The 16,904-nt window shown below is 72.5% G+C and carries 14 protein-coding genes and 4 pseudogenes; 13 read left to right on the top strand and 5 right to left on the bottom strand.

What is annotated here, in order from left to right:
* Window positions 1-24 precede the first annotated feature (24 nt).
* Genes O7606_RS10945 through O7606_RS10935 form a run of 3 tightly spaced genes read left to right on the top strand, consistent with a single transcriptional unit; the run spans window position 25 to window position 3,357 of the window.
* Window positions 25-1,368, top strand: coding sequence for a hemolysin family protein (locus O7606_RS10945; protein WP_281598944.1), 1,344 nt, complete (start codon window positions 25-27; stop codon window positions 1,366-1,368).
* On the top strand, window positions 1,365-2,429 hold the full coding sequence (locus O7606_RS10940; RefSeq protein ID WP_281598943.1) for a hemolysin family protein: 1,065 nt from the start codon (window positions 1,365-1,367) through the stop codon (window positions 2,427-2,429). Before O7606_RS10945 ends, O7606_RS10940 begins: the two co-directional genes overlap by 4 nt.
* A gap of 4 nt (window positions 2,430-2,433) precedes the next feature.
* Complete coding sequence (locus O7606_RS10935; protein WP_281598942.1) at window positions 2,434-3,357, top strand: sporulation protein; 924 nt, start codon at window positions 2,434-2,436, stop codon at window positions 3,355-3,357.
* A gap of 142 nt (window positions 3,358-3,499) precedes the next feature.
* On the opposite strand, the gene leuE is transcribed toward O7606_RS10935, so the two are convergent.
* Both leuE and O7606_RS10925 read right to left on the bottom strand, forming a co-directional pair.
* Window positions 3,500-4,171: a leucine efflux protein LeuE gene (gene leuE / locus O7606_RS10930; protein ID WP_281598941.1), complete on the bottom strand. Its 672-nt coding sequence runs from the start codon at window positions 4,169-4,171 to the stop codon at window positions 3,500-3,502.
* A 175-nt stretch (window positions 4,172-4,346) separates the two neighbouring features.
* A pseudogene (locus O7606_RS10925) lies at window positions 4,347-4,982 on the bottom strand (pyridoxamine 5'-phosphate oxidase family protein); the annotation flags it as partial.
* A 38-nt stretch (window positions 4,983-5,020) separates the two neighbouring features.
* On the opposite strand from O7606_RS10925, the gene O7606_RS10920 reads away from it, so the two are divergent.
* From O7606_RS10920 to rny, 10 genes and pseudogenes are all read left to right on the top strand, one after another.
* Window positions 5,021-6,355, top strand: a complete 1,335-nt coding sequence (locus O7606_RS10920; protein ID WP_281598940.1) for an aminotransferase class I/II-fold pyridoxal phosphate-dependent enzyme — start codon at window positions 5,021-5,023, stop codon at window positions 6,353-6,355.
* 72 nt (window positions 6,356-6,427) lie between these two features.
* Complete coding sequence (locus tag O7606_RS10915; protein WP_281598939.1) at window positions 6,428-7,165, top strand: UdgX family uracil-DNA binding protein; 738 nt, start codon at window positions 6,428-6,430, stop codon at window positions 7,163-7,165.
* Between the two features lie 85 nt (window positions 7,166-7,250).
* On the top strand, window positions 7,251-8,636 hold the full coding sequence (locus O7606_RS10910; protein ID WP_281598938.1) for an MFS transporter: 1,386 nt from the start codon (window positions 7,251-7,253) through the stop codon (window positions 8,634-8,636).
* Between the two features lie 15 nt (window positions 8,637-8,651).
* Window positions 8,652-8,852 (top strand): DUF3046 domain-containing protein, encoded by a 201-nt coding sequence (locus O7606_RS10905; protein ID WP_281598937.1) that lies wholly within the window; start codon window positions 8,652-8,654, stop codon window positions 8,850-8,852.
* 181 nt (window positions 8,853-9,033) lie between these two features.
* Window positions 9,034-9,648: pseudogene (gene recA, locus O7606_RS10900) on the top strand (recombinase RecA); the annotation flags it as partial.
* Window positions 9,640-10,500 (top strand): annotated as a pseudogene (locus tag O7606_RS27620) (recombinase RecA); the annotation flags it as partial. The pseudogenes recA and O7606_RS27620, both read left to right, overlap by 9 nt.
* A gap of 80 nt (window positions 10,501-10,580) precedes the next feature.
* Window positions 10,581-10,923, top strand: a pseudogene (locus O7606_RS27615) (recombinase RecA); the annotation flags it as partial.
* Entirely contained in the window at window positions 10,915-11,172 is a 258-nt protein-coding gene (locus O7606_RS27610) for a hypothetical protein (RefSeq protein ID WP_348651163.1), read from the top strand. The pseudogene O7606_RS27615 and the gene O7606_RS27610, both read left to right, overlap by 9 nt.
* 4 nt (window positions 11,173-11,176) lie before the next feature.
* Window positions 11,177-11,923, top strand: a complete 747-nt coding sequence (locus O7606_RS10885; protein WP_281598936.1) for a regulatory protein RecX — start codon at window positions 11,177-11,179, stop codon at window positions 11,921-11,923.
* A gap of 508 nt (window positions 11,924-12,431) precedes the next feature.
* Window positions 12,432-14,198 (top strand): ribonuclease Y, encoded by a 1,767-nt coding sequence (gene rny / locus O7606_RS10880; protein ID WP_281598935.1) that lies wholly within the window; start codon window positions 12,432-12,434, stop codon window positions 14,196-14,198.
* Between the two features lie 66 nt (window positions 14,199-14,264).
* On the opposite strand, the gene O7606_RS10875 is transcribed toward rny, so the two are convergent.
* The 3 genes from O7606_RS10875 to O7606_RS10865 are packed head-to-tail and all read right to left on the bottom strand — an operon-like array spanning window position 14,265 to window position 16,854.
* Window positions 14,265-15,233: an amino acid ABC transporter permease gene (locus tag O7606_RS10875; protein ID WP_281598934.1), complete on the bottom strand. Its 969-nt coding sequence runs from the start codon at window positions 15,231-15,233 to the stop codon at window positions 14,265-14,267.
* Complete coding sequence (locus O7606_RS10870; protein ID WP_281598933.1) at window positions 15,230-15,937, bottom strand: amino acid ABC transporter permease; 708 nt, start codon at window positions 15,935-15,937, stop codon at window positions 15,230-15,232. Before O7606_RS10870 ends, O7606_RS10875 begins: the two co-directional genes overlap by 4 nt.
* A gap of 38 nt (window positions 15,938-15,975) precedes the next feature.
* On the bottom strand, window positions 15,976-16,854 hold the full coding sequence (locus O7606_RS10865; RefSeq protein WP_281598932.1) for a glutamate ABC transporter substrate-binding protein: 879 nt from the start codon (window positions 16,852-16,854) through the stop codon (window positions 15,976-15,978).
* Window positions 16,855-16,904 lie beyond the last annotated feature (50 nt).

The following is a 16,904-nucleotide window of genomic DNA, read 5'->3' as shown; positions in this document are numbered from 1 at the left end:
GTCCCGAGGAGCCCTGAGCCTCCCGTGTTGATCGCTGTCGGACTCGTTCTGATCACCGTCCTGACCGCCGCCACGGGCTACTTCGTGGCCCAGGAGTTCGGTTACGTCGCCGTCGACCGGGGCAAGCTCAAGCAGCTCGCCGACGACGGCGACCAGGCCGCCGTCCGCGCCCTCCAGGTGACCGGCCGGCTGTCCTTCATGCTCTCCGGCGCCCAGCTCGGGATCACCGTCACCGCCCTGCTCGTCGGGTACGTCGCCGAGCCGTACCTCGGCGCGGGCCTCGCCGAGCTGCTCGGCGTCGCCGGCCTCTCGACCACCGTCAGCCTGCCGCTGTCGGTGGCGTTGGCCCTGGTCATCGCGACAGTGGTGCAGATGGTGCTCGGCGAGCTCGCCCCGAAGAACCTCGCCATCGCCCGCGCCGAGCCGCTGGCCCGGGCGCTGAGCCGCTCCACCCTGATCTACCTCGCCGTGGCCGGCCCGCTGATCAAGCTGTTCGACCGGGCCGCCGTGCGGCTGCTCCGCCGGATCGGCATCGAGCCGATCGAGGAGCTGCCCAGCGGCGCCACCCCGGAGGACCTGGAAAAGATCATCGCCGAGTCCCGGCAGGAGGGCCACCTCGACGCCGCCATGTCCGACCTGCTCGACCGTGGGCTGGACTTCCGGGAGCTGACCGCGGGAGAGGCCATGGTGCCCCGGGTCGACGTGCACACCGTACGGGCCGACGAACCGGTCAGCCGGGTGGTCGAGCTGCTGGACACCGGCCACTCCCGGTTCCCGGTACGCGGCGCCGAGGGCGTCGACGACCTGATCGGCGTGGTCGGGATCTCCGACGTGCTCGGCGTCCCCCCGGCGCAGCGGGCGACGACGCCGGTGGGCGCGGTGGCCGTACCGCCGTTGCTGGTGCCCGAGACGCTGCCGCTGCCCACGGTGCTGGACCGGCTCCGCAGCGGGCACCGGCAGCTCGCCTGCGTGGTCGACGAGTACGGCGGCTTCGCCGGGGTGATCACCCTGGAGGACATCGCCGAGGAGCTGGTCGGCCCGATCCTCGACGAGGACGACCTGCCGGAGCGGTCCCCGGCCCGGCAGGAGGACGGGTCCTGGGTGGTGCCGGCCCGCTGGCGGATCGACGAGGTGGCCGACAGCACCGGCATCGAGCTGCCCGAAGGGCCGGAGTACGACACCATCTCCGGGCTGGTCATGCGGGAGCTGGGCCGGGTCCCCGAGGTGGGTGACCTGCTGGAGATCGGCCTGCCCGGCGAGGACGGTGAAGCCGCCCCACGGGCCCTGGTCGAGGTGCTGGCCGTGGACCGGCACGTGGCCGACTCGGTTCGGCTGCGCGTCATCGGCACCAGCGAGGTGGCCGCATGAGCACCGGTTTCGCGCTGATCACCTCGGTCGTGCTGCTCGCCCTGAACGGCTTCTTCGTGGCCGCCGAGTTCGCCCTGGTCGCCAGCAAGCGCTACCGGTTGGAGCAGGTCGCGGCGGGCGGGGGCCGGGCGGCCCGGGCGGCGCTGGACGGCGTCCGGGAACTCTCCCTGATGCTGGCCGGCGCGCAGCTCGGCATCACGCTCTGCACGCTGGGCCTGGGCGCGCTCGCCGAGCCGGCGATCGAGCGCCTGCTCAGCCCGCTGCTGCACGCGGTCGGGCTGCCCACCGCGGCCAGCCACGTCGTCGCGCTGATCTTCGCGTTGAGCCTGGTCACCTTCCTGCACCTGGTGGTCGGCGAGATGGCCCCGAAGTCGTGGGCGATCACCGACGCGGAACGTTCGGCGTTGCTGCTGGCCCTGCCGTTCCGGGCCTTCGCCCGGGTGGCCCGCCCGGTGCTGTCGTTGCTCAACGCGGTCGCCAACGCGATGCTGCGGCTGGCGAAGGTGAACCCGCAGGACCAGCTCGCCCAGGTGCACGGCCCGGACGAGCTGCGGATGCTGCTGGAGCAGTCCCGCGAGCACGGGCTGCTCGGCGCGGAGCAGCACCAGATGCTGACCAGCATGCTGGAGCTCCAGGAGACCAAGGTGGCCGACGTGATGGAGCCGTTCGCGCAGATCGTCACGGTCCCCCGGGACGAGTCCGCCGAGCGGATCGAGGCGGTCAGCCGGGACAGCGGCCGGTCCCGCCTCGCGGTGGTGGACCCGGCCGGCGAGGTGGTCGGCCTGGTGCACGTACGGGAGGCGGTGCGGGCGGTCACGACCGGCCGGACGGCGACCGCGGGGGAGCTGATGTCCGACGCGTTCACCCTGCCCGACACGGCCTCGGTCACCGAGGCGGTGGCCGCGATGCGCGGCGTGCAGGCGCAGCTCGCCCTGGTACGCAACGGCGGCGGCCCGACCCGTCCGATCGGGTTCGTGGCCCTGGAGGACCTCCTGGAGGAGGTCATCGGCGAGTTCGACGACGAGACCGACCCGGTGCCGCGCGGGCGGCGGATGCGGTAGGGCGATGCGGTTCACGGGGGTGTCGACGGAGCCCGGTGGCGCCGGGCTGACCGTGCACACCTCGGTGACCAATCCGAGCACCCGCCCCGGCCTGCGTCTGCCGGGGCGGGTGACGCTCACCGCGGGCGCCGCCGACGTGCCGGTCGGACACGTCCGGTTGGGGCTGGTCGCCGCGGTGGAGCCGGTGGCCCCCGAGGCGCCCCGCCGCCTGACGCAGTTCCACCAGGCGGCGGTGGCCGGCGGGTTCGTACTGCCCGCCGGGCGACGCCGGTCGATCCCCTTCGCCCTGCCGCTGCCCTGGGAGACCCCGGTGACGATCTTCGGAGGGGTGCCGCTGCTCAACCTTCGGACCGGACTGCGCACCGAGGTGGCGGTCGACCCACTGCGGGACGAGGGCGCGATGGTGCCGGTGTTCGTGCACCCGCTGCCCACCCAGCAACACGTGCTGGCCGCCCTGGACACTCTCGGCTTCTCGCTGCGGCAGGCGGGGCTGCAGGAGGGGCGGCTACCCGGGGTGGCCCAGACCCTGCCGTTGCATCAGCGGCTGAACTACTGGGTGGGCCCGCTCTACGCCGGCCCGATCACCGAGCTGGAGCTGATCTTCGTGGCGGACCCCGCCACCCTGGAGGTGATCCTCTGGGTGGACCGCAGGCTCTCCCTGGCCGGCGTGACCCACCAGAGCATCAGCCGGTTCAAGGCGTGGCACGCCGACGCCGCCGCGCGGGACTGGGTGAGCGTGGTGGACGGCTGGCTGCGGGAGACGATCAACCGGCACGCCGCCGCGGCGGCGCACGCCCACTGGTCCGCCCGGATCACCGGGTCGGCCCATGTCAGCCGCCCCCCGGACCGCCCGGTCGCCCCGGGCGAAGGGCTGGGCGGCACCGCCGGTGGCGCCGGTATCGGCGGTGGCGCCGGCGACGGCACCTGATCGGACCGGACGCGCCACTCTCGGCCCGGCTCGGAGCTTTGCCCAGCCGGCTCGGCACCTGCCCAGCCGGCTTGGCGCCTGCCCAACCGGCCCCGGGCCCGTGTCGGCCGGCCCGGAGCAGGCCCGCCAGGGGGCCGCCGCGTCAACCGGCGGTGGCGGTGGCGAGCTTGACGCTGAAGCCGAGGAAGAGCGCGGCGACCCCGGTGATGGCGGTGGCCGCCAAGCGGCGACGGGCCCGGAGCTGGGTGGCCAGGAACGCCCCACCGAAGATCAGCGTGGTCAGGTAGAGGGCGCTGGTCACCTGCACGACCAGGCCCAACACCAGGAACGACAGCGCCGGCCACGCGTACGCCGGGTCGACGAACTGGATGAAGAACGAGATGAAGAAGAGGATCGCCTTCGGGTTCACGACGCTGACCAGCAACGCCCGTCGGAAGGGCGTGCGCGACGCCGCCGGCTCGGCGCTGTCGATCAGTCGTGGGGTGGTCGGATCGTGCCGGAGCCGCCAGCGTCGCCACGCGCCGCGCAGCATCGTCAACCCCAGGTAGCCGAGATACGCCGCGCCGGCGTACTTGACCAGCATGAAGAGCGGCGGATAGGCGGTGAGCAGCGAGGCGACCCCGGCCGCGGAGAGCGCCATGAGCACCGCGTCGCCGACGAACACGCCGGCGGCGGCCCGGTAGCCGGCGCCCACGCCGCGCCGCGCGGCGGTGGAGAGCACGAAGAGCGAGTTGGGACCGGGCAACAGCACGATGGCCACGGTGCCCAGCACGAAGGTCCAGAAGTCGGTGATGCCCAGCACGCCGGTCATCATGACGCCACCAGGCCCGCCCGGTGAACACGTTTTCGCAGCCGGCGCTGTGCTTCCGGCCACTCGCCGACGCGCGCCGGAGCACAGCGGCCGGTGAACCGGGCCACCCGTCCCGTTCCGGCCCGTCGACGGCCCGGTGGACGACGCGGACTCACCCCGGCGCGCCATCCGGGACGACCGACGACGGCAGGTAGGCCGGGACCGGGGCGGTGACCCCGGCGTCCGGCTCGGGGCGGCCCGGCGTCAGCCGGAGCGGCAGCACCCCCGCCCAGTGCGGCAGGGCGAGATCGGCCGGCTCGTCCCGGACGCCGCCGGCGCGGGCCCGGACCGAGACCTCACCCAGCGGCAACGCCAGCACGGCCGTCTCGGCCAGCTCCCGGCGGCTCGGCGGACGGCTCTCCGCGGCGCGGCCGGCGCCGGTCTTCTCCACCAGGGCGGTCAACACGGTCGACTTCTCGGCGGGATCGGCGACCAGGTGGGCGACGCCGTGCGCGACCACCGAGCGGTAGTTGGCGCTGTGGTGGAACTGGGAACGGCCGTAGACCAGGCCGTCGAGCAGGGTGACGCTCACGCAGACCGGCAGCCCGGCCGGGCCCCGGGCGGCGAGCAGCGGGCGGCTGCCGGTGGAGCCGTGCAGGTAGAGGGTCTCACCGACCCGGACGTGCAGGGTGGGCAGCAGGCGTGGCTCGCCGTCGACGACGAACCCGAGCGTGCAGTGGTAGGCCTCGTCCAGCACGGCGTGCGCGGCGGGGCGGTCGTAGCTCATCCGATCCCGCGATCGGGTGGCGGTGGTCCGGGCGGTCGGTGCGTACATGTGACAACCCACCTTAGTGCTAGTACAATCCGTTGATTGTGGCAGTACGTTATCAGATCACCGGTCGCACGGCGGCCCAGATTTCGGCCAGCGTCGAATCCGGCATCCGGGCCGGAGCGCTCCCACCGGAGACGACCCTGCCTCCGGTCCGCGCGCTGGCCGCCGCGCTCACCGTCAGCCCGGCCACCGTCGCCCGCGCCTACCAGGAGCTCCGCCAGCGCGGGCTGGTGGCCGCCGCCGGCCGGCACGGCACCCGGGTCCGCCCCCGCCCACCCGTGGCCATCCGGCCCGCCCGCCCGCCCGCCGCCCCCGGCAACCGCGACGTCTCCCTCGGCGAGCCCGACCTCCGGCTGCTGCCGCCGCTCGGCCCGCACCTCGCCCGGCTCGCCGACCGCCTCGGCCCGCCGACCGGCTACCCGACCGGCGGGGCGCTGCCCGAGCTGGTCCGGGCCGCCCGCCGCCGGCTCGCCGCCGACGGCGTCCCACCCGGCGACCTCACCGTCACCGGTGGTGCCCTCGACGGCATCGAGCGCCTGCTCACCACCCACCTGCGACCCGGCGACCCGGTGGCGGTGGAAGACCCCGGCTGGGCGAACCTGCTCGACCTGGTCGCCGCGCTGGGGCTACGGCCGGTCGCGGTGCCGGTCGACGACGACGGTCCGACCGAAGCCGGCGTCCGCGCCGCGCTGGCCCTCGGCGTACGGGCGATGATCGTCACCAGCCGGGCGCAGAACCCGACCGGCGCCGCCGTCTCGGCCGACCGGGCCGCCGCGCTGCGCGCCCTGCTCGCCGGCCGCCCCGACCTCCTGCTCGTCGAGGACGACCACGCCGCCGAGCTGGCCCGGGCGCCGCTGTGCCCGCTCGCCGGGGCGACCCCGACCTGGGCCTTCCTCCGCTCGGCCAGCAAGCCCTACGGCCCCGACCTGCGCCTGGCCGTGCTCGCCGGCGACGAGGCCACGGTGGCCCGGGTGGCCGGCCGCATGCGGGTCGGCTCCGGCTGGGTCTCCACCCTGCTGCAACGCCTCGTCCTGGAGCTCTGGTCCGACCCGGCCACCAGGACGCTGGTCCACCGGGCGGGGGAGAGCTACGAACGACGACGCGGCGCGCTGCTCGCCGCGCTCGCCGGCCACGGCCTGACCGGCCACGGACGCAGCGGCATCAACGTCTGGCTGCCGGTGCCCGACGAGACCGCCGCGGTCACCGCGCTGCGGGACGCCGGCTGGTCCGTCGCCCCCGGCGCCCACTTCCGCATCGGCGCGCCACCAGCGGTACGCATCACGGTCAGCACGCTCGACGACGACGAGATCCCCGCCCTCGCCGCCGCGATCGCCCGATCGTCACGTCCCACCCGATCGGGCGGGTTCACCGCGTGACGGCGGGTTCACCGCGTGACGGCGGGTTCACCGCGTGACGGCGGGTTCACCGCGTGACGGCGGGTTCACCGCGTGACGGCGGGCGCGTCGGGTAGAACTCTCGCCATGTCCGAACAGACCGACACCGCCCCCGGCGCCCAGCGGTTCATCCCGCCCCGGGCCGACACGCTCGACGAGCTGCGCGCCGCCGCCGCCGACTGTCAGGGCTGTGAGCTGCACCGGGACGCCACCCAGACGGTGTTCGGCCGGGGCGGCGAGGACGCCCGGGTGGTCCTCGTCGGCGAGCAGCCCGGCGACCTGGAGGACCAGAAGGGCCTGCCGTTCGTCGGCCCCGCCGGCCGGGTGCTCCGCCGCGCGGTCGACGACGCCGGGCTCGACCCCGGCCGGCTCTACCTCACCAACACGGTGAAGCACTTCCGGTTCGAGCTGCGCGGCCGGCGACGCATCCACCAGACGCCCGACCGGGCGCACATCACCGCCTGCCGGCCCTGGCTGGTGGCGGAGTTCGCCCGGCTCCGTGCGGAGATCGTGGTGGTGCTCGGCGCCACCGCCGCCAAGGCCCTGCTCGGTCCGGGCTTCCGGGTCACCCGGCAGCGCGGGGAACTGCTGCCCTGGCCCGCCGCGGCGCAGCGCCCCGAGGACTTCACCCGGGTACCGATCGACTCCGCCGGCCGGGTGGCCGACGCCCCGCCGGCCCGGCTCCTGGCCACCATCCACCCCTCGGCCGTGTTGCGCGCCGACAACCAGGAGATCGCCTACCAGGGGCTGGTCGCCGACCTCACCGTCGCCTCCCGGGCCCTCGCCGGTTGACCGACTGTCGGAACACCGGCCGGGGCCCCACGCCTGCGGCCGGGTGCGCCAGGATAGGGGCGCCCCCGAGGTCGAGGAGACACCGTTGACCACCCACCTCACCGCCCCCACCGGCACGCGTACCGACGTGGCGCCGATCCAGCGGCGTACCCTGCGGTTGCTCTTCGCCACCCAGATCATCGGCGGCATCGGGGTCACCATCGGGATCTCGGTGGGCGCGCTGCTCGCCCAACGGATCGCCGGCGCGGCCGTCGCCGGCCTGACCCAGAGCGCGGCCGTGGTCGGCGGCGCGTTGCTCGCCGTCCCGATCACCCGGGTGATGAGCGGGTACGGCCGGCGGCCCGGCCTGGTCCTGGCGTACCTCACCGGCGCGGTCGGCGGCGTGCTGGTGGTGGCCGCCGCGGCCGCCCGCTCGGTGCCGCTGCTCTTCGTCGGCATGCTGCTCTTCGGCGGCGGCAGCGCCGCCAACCTCCAGGCCCGGTACGCCGCCGTGGACCTGGCCGACCCGACCCGTCGCGGGCGACAACTCTCCCTGATCGTCTGGGCCACCACCATCGGCGCGGTCGCCGCCCCGAACTTCGCCGCCCTCGCCGACGCCACCACCGGCCGCTGGGGGCTGCCCGCACTGGCCGGGCCGTTCGCGTTCAGCGCCGTCGCCTTCGTCCTCGCCGCCGTGGTGCTCTTCGCGTTGTTGCGTCCGGACCCACTGCTCACCGCCCGCCGGCTCGCCGCAGCCGGTCCGCCGCCCCCGGCCGACGCCGACGCCCCGCCCTCCTCGGCGCCCACCGGCCCGGCGGGCGTCCCCGTTGCGCCGGGCCCGGCCACCGCCTCGGCGTCGGGCGGACCGGCCGCCCGGCCGCGCGCCGCCGGCCTGCGCTCCGCCTGGCGGACCGTACGGCAGCGGCCGGCCGCCCGGCTCGCCATCGTCGCGGTCGCCGTGGGCCACCTGGTGATGATCGCGGTGATGGCGATGACCCCGGTACGCCTCGGCGAGTACCACCACGACGCCGACGTGCTGCGGGTGGTGGGCATCGTGCTGAGCCTGCACATCGCCGGCATGTACGCCTTCGCGCCGGTCGTCGGCTGGCTCACCGACCGGATCGGTCGCCGGCCGGTGATCCTCGCCGCCGCCGGGGTGCTCCTCGCCGCCTGCGCGGTGGCCGGGACCGCCGGGCACCACACCGGGCCGCTCTCGGTCGGTCTGGTCCTGCTCGGGCTCGGCTGGTCGGGCACCATGGTGGCCGGCTCCACCCTGCTGTCGGAGTCGGTGCCGGTGGCCGAGCGGCCCACCGTCCAGGGGCTCTCCGACCTGACCATGGGCCTGGCCGGGGCGGTCGCTGGCGCGGCCAGCGGGTTCGTCATGCAGGTCGCCGGTTACCCCGTCCTCACCCTGCTCGCGGCGGTCGCGGTGACCCCCCTGGTGGCGCTAGCGTTGCGGCCGGCGGCGACGGGCACGCCGCAGACGAAGTGACACGGGGGGTACGACATGCGGCTGACCGACTTCTGGAGCCGGCTGGAGGAGGCCTTCGGGCCCGGTTACGCCGCCAGCATCGCCCGCGACCAGGTCCTCTCCCAACTCGGTGGACGGACCGTCGAGCAGGCGCTCGCCGCGGGTGAGCAGACCCACGTGGTGTGGCGGGCGGTGTGCGCCGCGTACCCGGACCGGGTGCCCGTGCGGCTACGCTGAGCTGCTGTTTCGCCCCTCCCGAGTGTCGCTTGTCGTCTCGTACACCTGTTCGGCTATTGTCCACAGCGGGGTGCTTGTCCACAGGCCACGGCCGGTCGGCTGGTTTTCTGTCGGACCCAGCGCCTAGCGTGTCCGCGTGACGAGAAGCTCAGCAAAGACGCCGGCGAAGGCAGGGGTAACCATGGCGGCAACGCCCGACCGGGAGAAGGCACTCGACCTTGCTCTCGCGCAGATCGACAAGCAGTTCGGCAAGGGCTCGGTGATGCGCCTCGGGGAGCGCCCGGTCGTCCAGACCGCGATCATCCCCACCGGCTCGATCGCGCTCGACGTGGCGCTCGGCGTGGGTGGCCTGCCGCGCGGGCGGGTCGTCGAGATCTACGGTCCCGAGTCCAGCGGTAAGACCACGGTCGCCCTGCACGCGGTCGCCAACGCGCAGCGCAACGGCGGCATCGCCGCCTTCGTCGACGCCGAGCACGCGCTCGACCCCGAGTACGCCAAGGCCCTCGGCGTGGACACCGACGCCCTGCTGGTCTCCCAGCCCGACACCGGTGAGCAGGCCCTGGAGATCGCGGACATGCTGGTCCGCTCCGGCGCGCTCGACATCATCGTGATCGACTCGGTGGCCGCCCTGGTGCCGCGCGCCGAGATCGAGGGCGAGATGGGCGACAGCCACGTCGGCCTCCAGGCCCGGCTGATGAGCCAGGCGCTGCGGAAGATCACCGGCGTGCTCAACAACACCGGCACCACCGCGATCTTCATCAACCAGCTCCGCGAGAAGATCGGCGTCATGTTCGGGTGCATGTCGTACTCGACCCGGGTCACCCTCGCGGACGGCACCCAGGAGAAGATCGGCAAGATCGTCAACCAGCGGATGAACGTCGAGGTGCTCTCCTACGATCCGGAGACCGACCGGGTGGAGCCCAAGCGGATCACCAACTGGTTCAACAACGGTCCGGCGGAGCAGTTCCTTCAGTTCACCGTCGCCAAGTCGGGCGGCAACGGGCGGGCTCAGTTCGCCGCCACGCCCAACCACCTGGTCCGCACGCCCGGCGGTTGGCGGGAGGCAGGCGAGCTGATCGCTGGTGACCGCGTCATGCTCACCGAGCAGCGTCGGCTCAGTGAGCAGCAGTGGCAGGTGGTGCTCGGCTCGCTGATGGGCGACGGCGCTCTCTCTCCGAACCGGCGTGACCGGTCGGGGGTCCGGTTCCGGCTCGGCCATGGCAGCGCGCAGGCCGCCTATCTCGATTGGAAGCTCTCCCTGCTCGACAACATCGCGCACAGCCGGCGAGTGGACTCCCGGGGCGCGGTCTTCGCCGATTTCACCCCTCTGCCGGAGCTGGACGAGCTGCGCCGCGCCGTCTATCTGGGAGATGGCAGGAAACACCTCAGCTGGGACTACCTCAAGGCGCTGACCCCATTGGCCCTCGCCGTGTGGTACATGGACGATGGTTGCTTCACGCTGCGTTCCAAGGGCGTACAGGAGCGCACGGAGGGTGGCTCCGGACGGATCGAGATCTGTGTCGAGGCAATGGCGGAAGGCAGCCGTCTCCGACTGGTCGAGCACCTGCGCGACGCGTACGGACTGGACGTGAAGCTGGTTTCCCGAGGTGCCCGTCAGACGTCGATCATTCAGTTCACCACCGCGGCCTCGGCGGTGTTCCATGATCTGATCGCCCCCTTTGTGCCCGCCGCGATGGAGGAGAAGCTGCTGCCGCGCTTCCGTGGGCGATGCGTGGTCGAGCCGCAGTTCGTGCCGGCGGAGCTGCGTCCGGTGCCGGCCCGCGTGATCGACGTCCGGGTCAAGCCGAAGACGCGTTCGATGAACCGGTTCGACATCGAGGTGGATGGCAACCACAACTACTTCGTCGATGGCGTCATGGTGCACAACAGCCCTGAGACGACCACCGGTGGGCGGGCGCTGAAGTTCTACGCGTCGGTGCGGTTGGACGTCCGCCGGATCGAGAGCCTCAAGGACGGCACCGACGTGGTCGGTAACCGCACCCGGGTCAAGGTCGTGAAGAACAAGGTCGCCGCGCCGTTCAAGCAGGCCGAGTTCGACATCATGTACGGCAAGGGCATCTCCCGGGAGGGTTCGCTGATCGACGTCGGCGTCGAGCAGGCGATCATCCGCAAGTCCGGCGCCTGGTACACCTACGACGGTGACCAGCTCGGCCAGGGCAAGGAGAAGGCCCGCGAGTTCCTCCGGGAGAACCCGGACGTGGCCGCCGAGATCGAGAAGAAGATCCTGGAGAAGCTCGGCGTCGGCGCCGGGGCGGGCGACGCCGCCGGTGGTCCGGAGCTGCCGCCGGTCGACTTCTGATCCGGTGGCCGGTCGACGCGCCCGTTCGGGTCGGGGCTGGGACGCCGTTCCGCCCCGATCGGGTGACACCCCTGACACCTCACCGCGTCCCCGCCGGTCCCGCCGGGGCGGCCCCGACGGCTCAGGTCCCGCCGACGGCGTGACCGACGGTCCCCATCCCGCCGACGGGCCGGCCGCCGACGGTATCGACGGCGTCGGCGCGGCGGGGCCGCCGCCCCGGGACGAGGCGGAGGTGGCCCGGGAGATCTGCCTTCGGCAGCTCGCGGTCCGGCCGCGTACCCGTGCGGAGCTGGCTGGGGCGCTGGCCCGTCGGGGCGTCTCCGCCGAGGTCTCCGCCGAGGTGCTGGACCGGTACGACGAGGTCGGCATCATCGACGACGCCGCCTTCGCCCGGGCCTGGGTCTCCAGTCGGCACGCCGGCCGGGGGCTGGCCCGTCGGGCGCTCGCCCAGGAGTTGCGTCACCGGGGGGTGGACGGCGAGGTCGCCAGCGCGGCCCTCGACGAGCTGGACGAGAGCACCGAGGAGGAGACGGCCCGTGACCTGGTCCGGCGGAAGCTGCGTTCGGCGCGTGGTGAGCCGGAGGCGGTGTTCCGGCGGATGGTGGGGATGCTCGCCCGCAAGGGTTATCCGCCGGGTCTGGCGTTCCGGGTGGTGAAGGACGCGGTGGCGGAGCGGAGCGCCGAGGCGGCCGAGTTCGCCGACGGCATCGACGCGGACGCGTTGGCCGCCGAGGGTGGGGTCGACGGCTGATGTCCACGCCGGTGGCGGGGGAGTCCACCGTCGGGCTACGCCACGCGGTTTCCCGTCTGTTATGTCCGTGCTTGTAGGGAATTCCTATCACCGGCGGGTGACCGTACGAACGCCCTCTGTTGGCCTGTTTTGATCATGAGTCCTTGACCGGAGGGCCTTCCGAGACCTAGCCTCGCCTTACAGGCTCATATTGCCCGACCAGCGCAGGCTAAGCGCACAACATAGATCGCGTAACGGAACAGCATCATTTTGGTCGGTTCGTCCGGCCGCGCCGCCAGCGGAGACCGCCCGGTCTCCGCTGGCGAGACAACTGCACCCAGCCGTCGGTGATGACCAAAGGAGGTCACCGCCGCCGGAGAGTCACCCATGGCCAGCCGCTCCGGTCGGGCGTCCAGCAGCCGCAGGGTGCGTGCCTACCGGCACGCCGCCACTGTGGCGTTGACGGTTCAGGGGAGGCGGCCATGACGCGGCGGCAGAGGATCACCGGCGGTCCCCACGGGGCGCCGGCATGAGCGCCTTCGACGTCGTCCTCCTCGCCGTGGTCGTGCTGCTGGCCCTCGTGGTGGTCGGCGCGGTGGTCTACGGCGCCCGTGCCCTGCGCCGGTTGGTGACGGCGCCGGCCTCCGACGATCCGGCCTTCGTCGCGGAGAAGGACCGGCAGGAGCAGTCCCTGGCGGCGTTGCGCAGCGCCGCCGACGAGGCCCACTCCACCGCCGACGTGGCGAAGTCCGCCGCCGCGGCGGCCCGCGCCGAGGCGGCGGCGGCCAAGGCGGAGGCGAAGGCGGCCCGGGCCGAGGCCCGTCGGGTGCTGGAGGCGGCCCGGTTGGAGGCGGACACCGTCCTGGACCGGGCGCACAAGCAGGCCGAGGCGGACGCCGAGCAGTTGCGTACGGCGGCCCGGCGCAGCGGTGAGCGGGAGGTGGCGGTGCTCGCCGCGACGACCCGGGAGCAGGCCGCCGAGGTGGACCGGCGGGCGGCCCGGATGGACGAGCGGGAGCGGCTGCACACCGAGGAGGCGGAGCGGCTCGCCGAGCGGGAGCGGCAGCTCACCGCGGCCAGCGCCGCCCTCGCCGGCCGGGAGGCCGCCCTGGTGGCGCGGGAGCAGGCGCTCACCGAGGCCGAGGAGCAGCGTCGCCGGGAGTTGGAGCGGGTCGCCGGGCTCACCGCCGAGACGGCCCGCACCGAGTTGATCGAGGCGATCGAGACGTCCGCGAAGCGGGAGGCGGCGCTGCTGGTCCGGGACATCGAGGCGGACGCCCGCAGCACCGCCGAGCAGCGGGCCCGGCACATCGTGGTGGACGCGATCCAGCGGGTCGCCAGCGAGCAGACCGCGGAGAGCGTGGTGAGCGTCCTGCACCTGCCCGGTGACGAGATGAAGGGCCGGATCATCGGCCGGGAGGGGCGCAACATCCGCGCCTTCGAGTCGGTCACCGGGGTCAATCTGATCATCGACGACACTCCCGAGGCGGTGCTGCTGTCCTGCTTCGATCCGGTGCGGCGGGAGGTCGGCCGCCTCACCCTGGAGAAGCTGGTCCTGGACGGGCGGATCCACCCGCACCGGATCGAGGAGGTGCACGACCTGGCCCGGCAGGAGGTGGAGCAGCTCTGTGCGCGGGCCGCCGAGGACGCCCTGGTCGAGGTGGGCATCACCGAGATCCACCCGGAGTTGCGGACCCTGCTCGGGCGGCTGCGGTACCGGACGTCGTACGGGCAGAACGTGCTCAAGCACCTGGTGGAGACCGCGCACATCGCCGGGATCATGGCCGCCGAGTTGCGGTTGGACGTGCCGACGATCAAGCGGTGCGCGTTCCTGCACGACATCGGCAAGGCGCTCACCCACGAGGTGGAGGGCAGTCACGCGCTGATCGGCGCGGACCTGGCCCGCAAGTACGGCGAGAACGAGGAGGTCGTGCACGCCATCGAGGCGCACCACAACGAGGTGCCGCCGCAGACCATCGAGGCGGTGCTGACCCAGGCGTCGGATGCCTGCTCGGGCGGGCGGCCGGGGGCCCGGCGGGAGAGCCTGGAGGCGTACGTGAAGCGTCTGGAGCGGATCGAGGAGATCGCCGCCGGCAAGCTCGGCGTGGAGAAGGTCTTCGCGATGCAGGCGGGCCGCGAGATCCGGGTGATGGTGAAGCCGGACGACGTGGACGACATCGGGGCGGCGGTGTTGGCGCGGGACGTGGCGAAGCAGATCGAGGAGGAGCTGACGTACCCGGGTCAGATCCGGGTGACCGTGGTCCGCGAGTCCCGGGTCACCGAGATCGCCCGCTGATCCTGGGGTCCGACGGAGCAGGGCCGGCCCCCGCCGGGGGCCGGCCCTGCCGGTTGTCGGGGGGCGTCAGGTGGCGGTACCGGTGACGGCCTCGGTCTCCAGCGCGGTGTCCTTGGCCCCGGTGGTGCGGGCGGCGGCGCTGCGGCGGCCCCGGGAGAGCCGACGCTGGAGGTACTGGGCTAGTTTGGACAGCGAGTAGTTCACCGCGACGAACATGACTCCGATCACCACGTAGACCTGGATCGGGTTGTCCAGCACGCCGATGATCTGCTTGCCGATGTTGAGGGTCTCCTCGTAGCTGATGATGAAGCCGAGCGAGGTGTCCTTGAGCACCACCACGAGCTGGCTGATCAGCGCGGGCAGCATGATCCGGAAGGCCTGGGGGAGCAGGATCATCCAGGTGGTCTGGAACGGCGACAGCCCGATCGCGGCGGCGGCCTCGCGCTGCCCACCGGGCAGCCCTTCCATCCCGGAGCGGAGGATCTCGCCGATCACCACCGAGTTGTAGATGGTCAGACCGATGACCAGGTACCAGAGCGTCTCCATGCTGATGCCGAACTCGGGGAAGCCGCGCGCCACGAAGAAGATGGTGATGACCACGGGCAGGCCCCGGAAGATCTCGACACAGATCCGGGTGACCACGGAGAGCGCTGTGCTCAGCCCGCGCAGCAGGTACGCCACCGGGGTGGCGGAGCCGGTGAACCGTCGCTGGACCAGGCTCTTGAGCTGGATCCGCAGCAGCGCCAGCAGGGTGCCGACGACAAGCGAGGCGAGGATCGCGAGCACCGCTGCGATCAGCGTGTTCTTCAGTCCGACGCCGATCCGTTCCCAGACCTGGCTGAAATTCTCGTTGGACGGGTCGATCAGCGGGCCCCACAGCTCCATCGAGAACTGGCCGGCCTCGTCCAGCGGTCGGTAGATCAGGAAGTACGCTCCGACCAGCACCAGGGCGGTGGCGACGATGCTGGTGATCAGCGTGACGCGACGCTGCCGGGGGCCGGGGACGTCGTAGAGGACGCTGGTGGGCTGACTCATCGGGCCACCGCCTGTCGCTTCTCGATCCAGTCGAGCAGGGCGCCGAGCGGAACGGTCATGATCAGGTATCCGATCGAGATGCCGATGGCGACCGGGATGAACGCGTAGCCTTCGGCCGAGGTGAGCTGGTCGGCGGTCTGGGACAGGTCGCCGATGACGCCGAAGAAGCCGACCAGCGCGGAGTTCTTGATCATGGCGATGATCACCGAGCCGAGCGGTACCACCGAGGCCTTCCAGGACTGTGGCAGCACCACGTGCCGCAGGTTCTGCCCGAAGGTGAGACCGAGCGACCGGGCCGCCTCGGCCTGACCGGGCGGGACCGCGTTGACGCCCGAGCGGAGCGCCTCGCAGACGAACGCGGCGGTGTAGAGCACCAGGGCGATCAGCGCGAAGCGGAAGTAGGGCAGGTCGGTGCCGAGTCGGCTGAACACCGAGTCGAGCACCGGGATCCGCAGGAAGTCGGCGTTCGAGCCGAGCGCCGGCAGACCGAAGGCCGCGAAGAACATCACCACGGTCAACGGCATGTTCCGGAAGAGGTTCACGTAGCCGGTGCCGACCGCCCGCAGCGGTGGCACCGGGGAGATCCGCAGCACCGCCAGGAGGGCGCCCAGGATCAGGGCGCCGATCGCGGCGAGGACGCAGATCTGGAGGGTGAGCCAGAAGCCACCCGCGAAAACGTCGAACCGGTCGATGAGCACACTCACGGGTCGGCCGTCCTTCCCACCCTCCAGATCAGGCCGGGTCAGTAGCGGTTGATGGTCGGGGCGTCGCCCAGCTCGGCGTCGAACTTGCCGGCGGTGTCGTCCCAGGCCTTCTTCCAGCTACCGTCGGAGAACGCCTTCTCCAGCACGTCGTTGACGAAGTTGCGGAAGTCGGTGTCCTCCTTCTTCACCCCGATGCCGTACGGCTCCTTGGTGAAGTTCTCGCCGGCGAGCTTGAAGGACGCCTCGTCCTTGGCGATGTAGCCGAGCAGGATGACGTTGTCGGTGGTCACCGCGTCCACCTGGCCGCCCTTGAGGGCGTCCCGGCACTTGTCGTACGTGTCGAACAGGACGAGCTGGCTGGCGGCGTCCTTGACGTACTTCTTGATCTCTTCGGCCGGGGTGGAGCCGGTGACCGAGCAGACCTTCTTGGCGCCGTCCTTGAACGAGTCCGGCCCGGTGATCGTGCTGTCGTCCTTCTTCACCAGGATGTTCTGCCCGGCCTCGTAGTACGGGCCGGCGAAGGCGATGCGCTCCTTGCGCTTGTCGTTGATCGTGTACGTCGCCGCGACGAGGTCGACGGTGCCGTTGACGATCACGTCCTCACGGACCTTCGACGGGGCCTCCACCCATTCGATCTTGTCCTCGGGAATGCCGAGTTCCTTGACGACGAGCTTCGCGATCTCCACGTCGAAGCCCTCCGGGGCGCCGGAGAGGCCCTTCTGCCCGAAGCCCGGCTGGTCGAACTTCGTACCGATCTTGATGGCCTGCGCCTTGTTCAGCCGCTCCATGGTGCTGCCGGCGGCGAAGGACTTGCTGCCGGCGCCGGTGCCCTCCTCGGCGTTCTCGCCGCCACAGGCGGCGACCCCGAGCGCCAGACTGGCCGCCGCGGCCAGCGTCACCATCCGTGAGATGCGCATACTCTTCTCCTTCTTCGACGGAGCCCGTCGGGGGCGACGTGCTCCAGGAC

This window comes from Micromonospora sp. WMMD882, assembly GCF_027497255.1.
In the GTDB taxonomy this organism is placed as follows: Bacteria; Actinomycetota; Actinomycetes; order Mycobacteriales; family Micromonosporaceae; genus Micromonospora.
The sequence above is the reverse complement of the archived record's forward strand: the minus strand, read 5'-3'. Positions and strand labels throughout refer to the sequence as shown.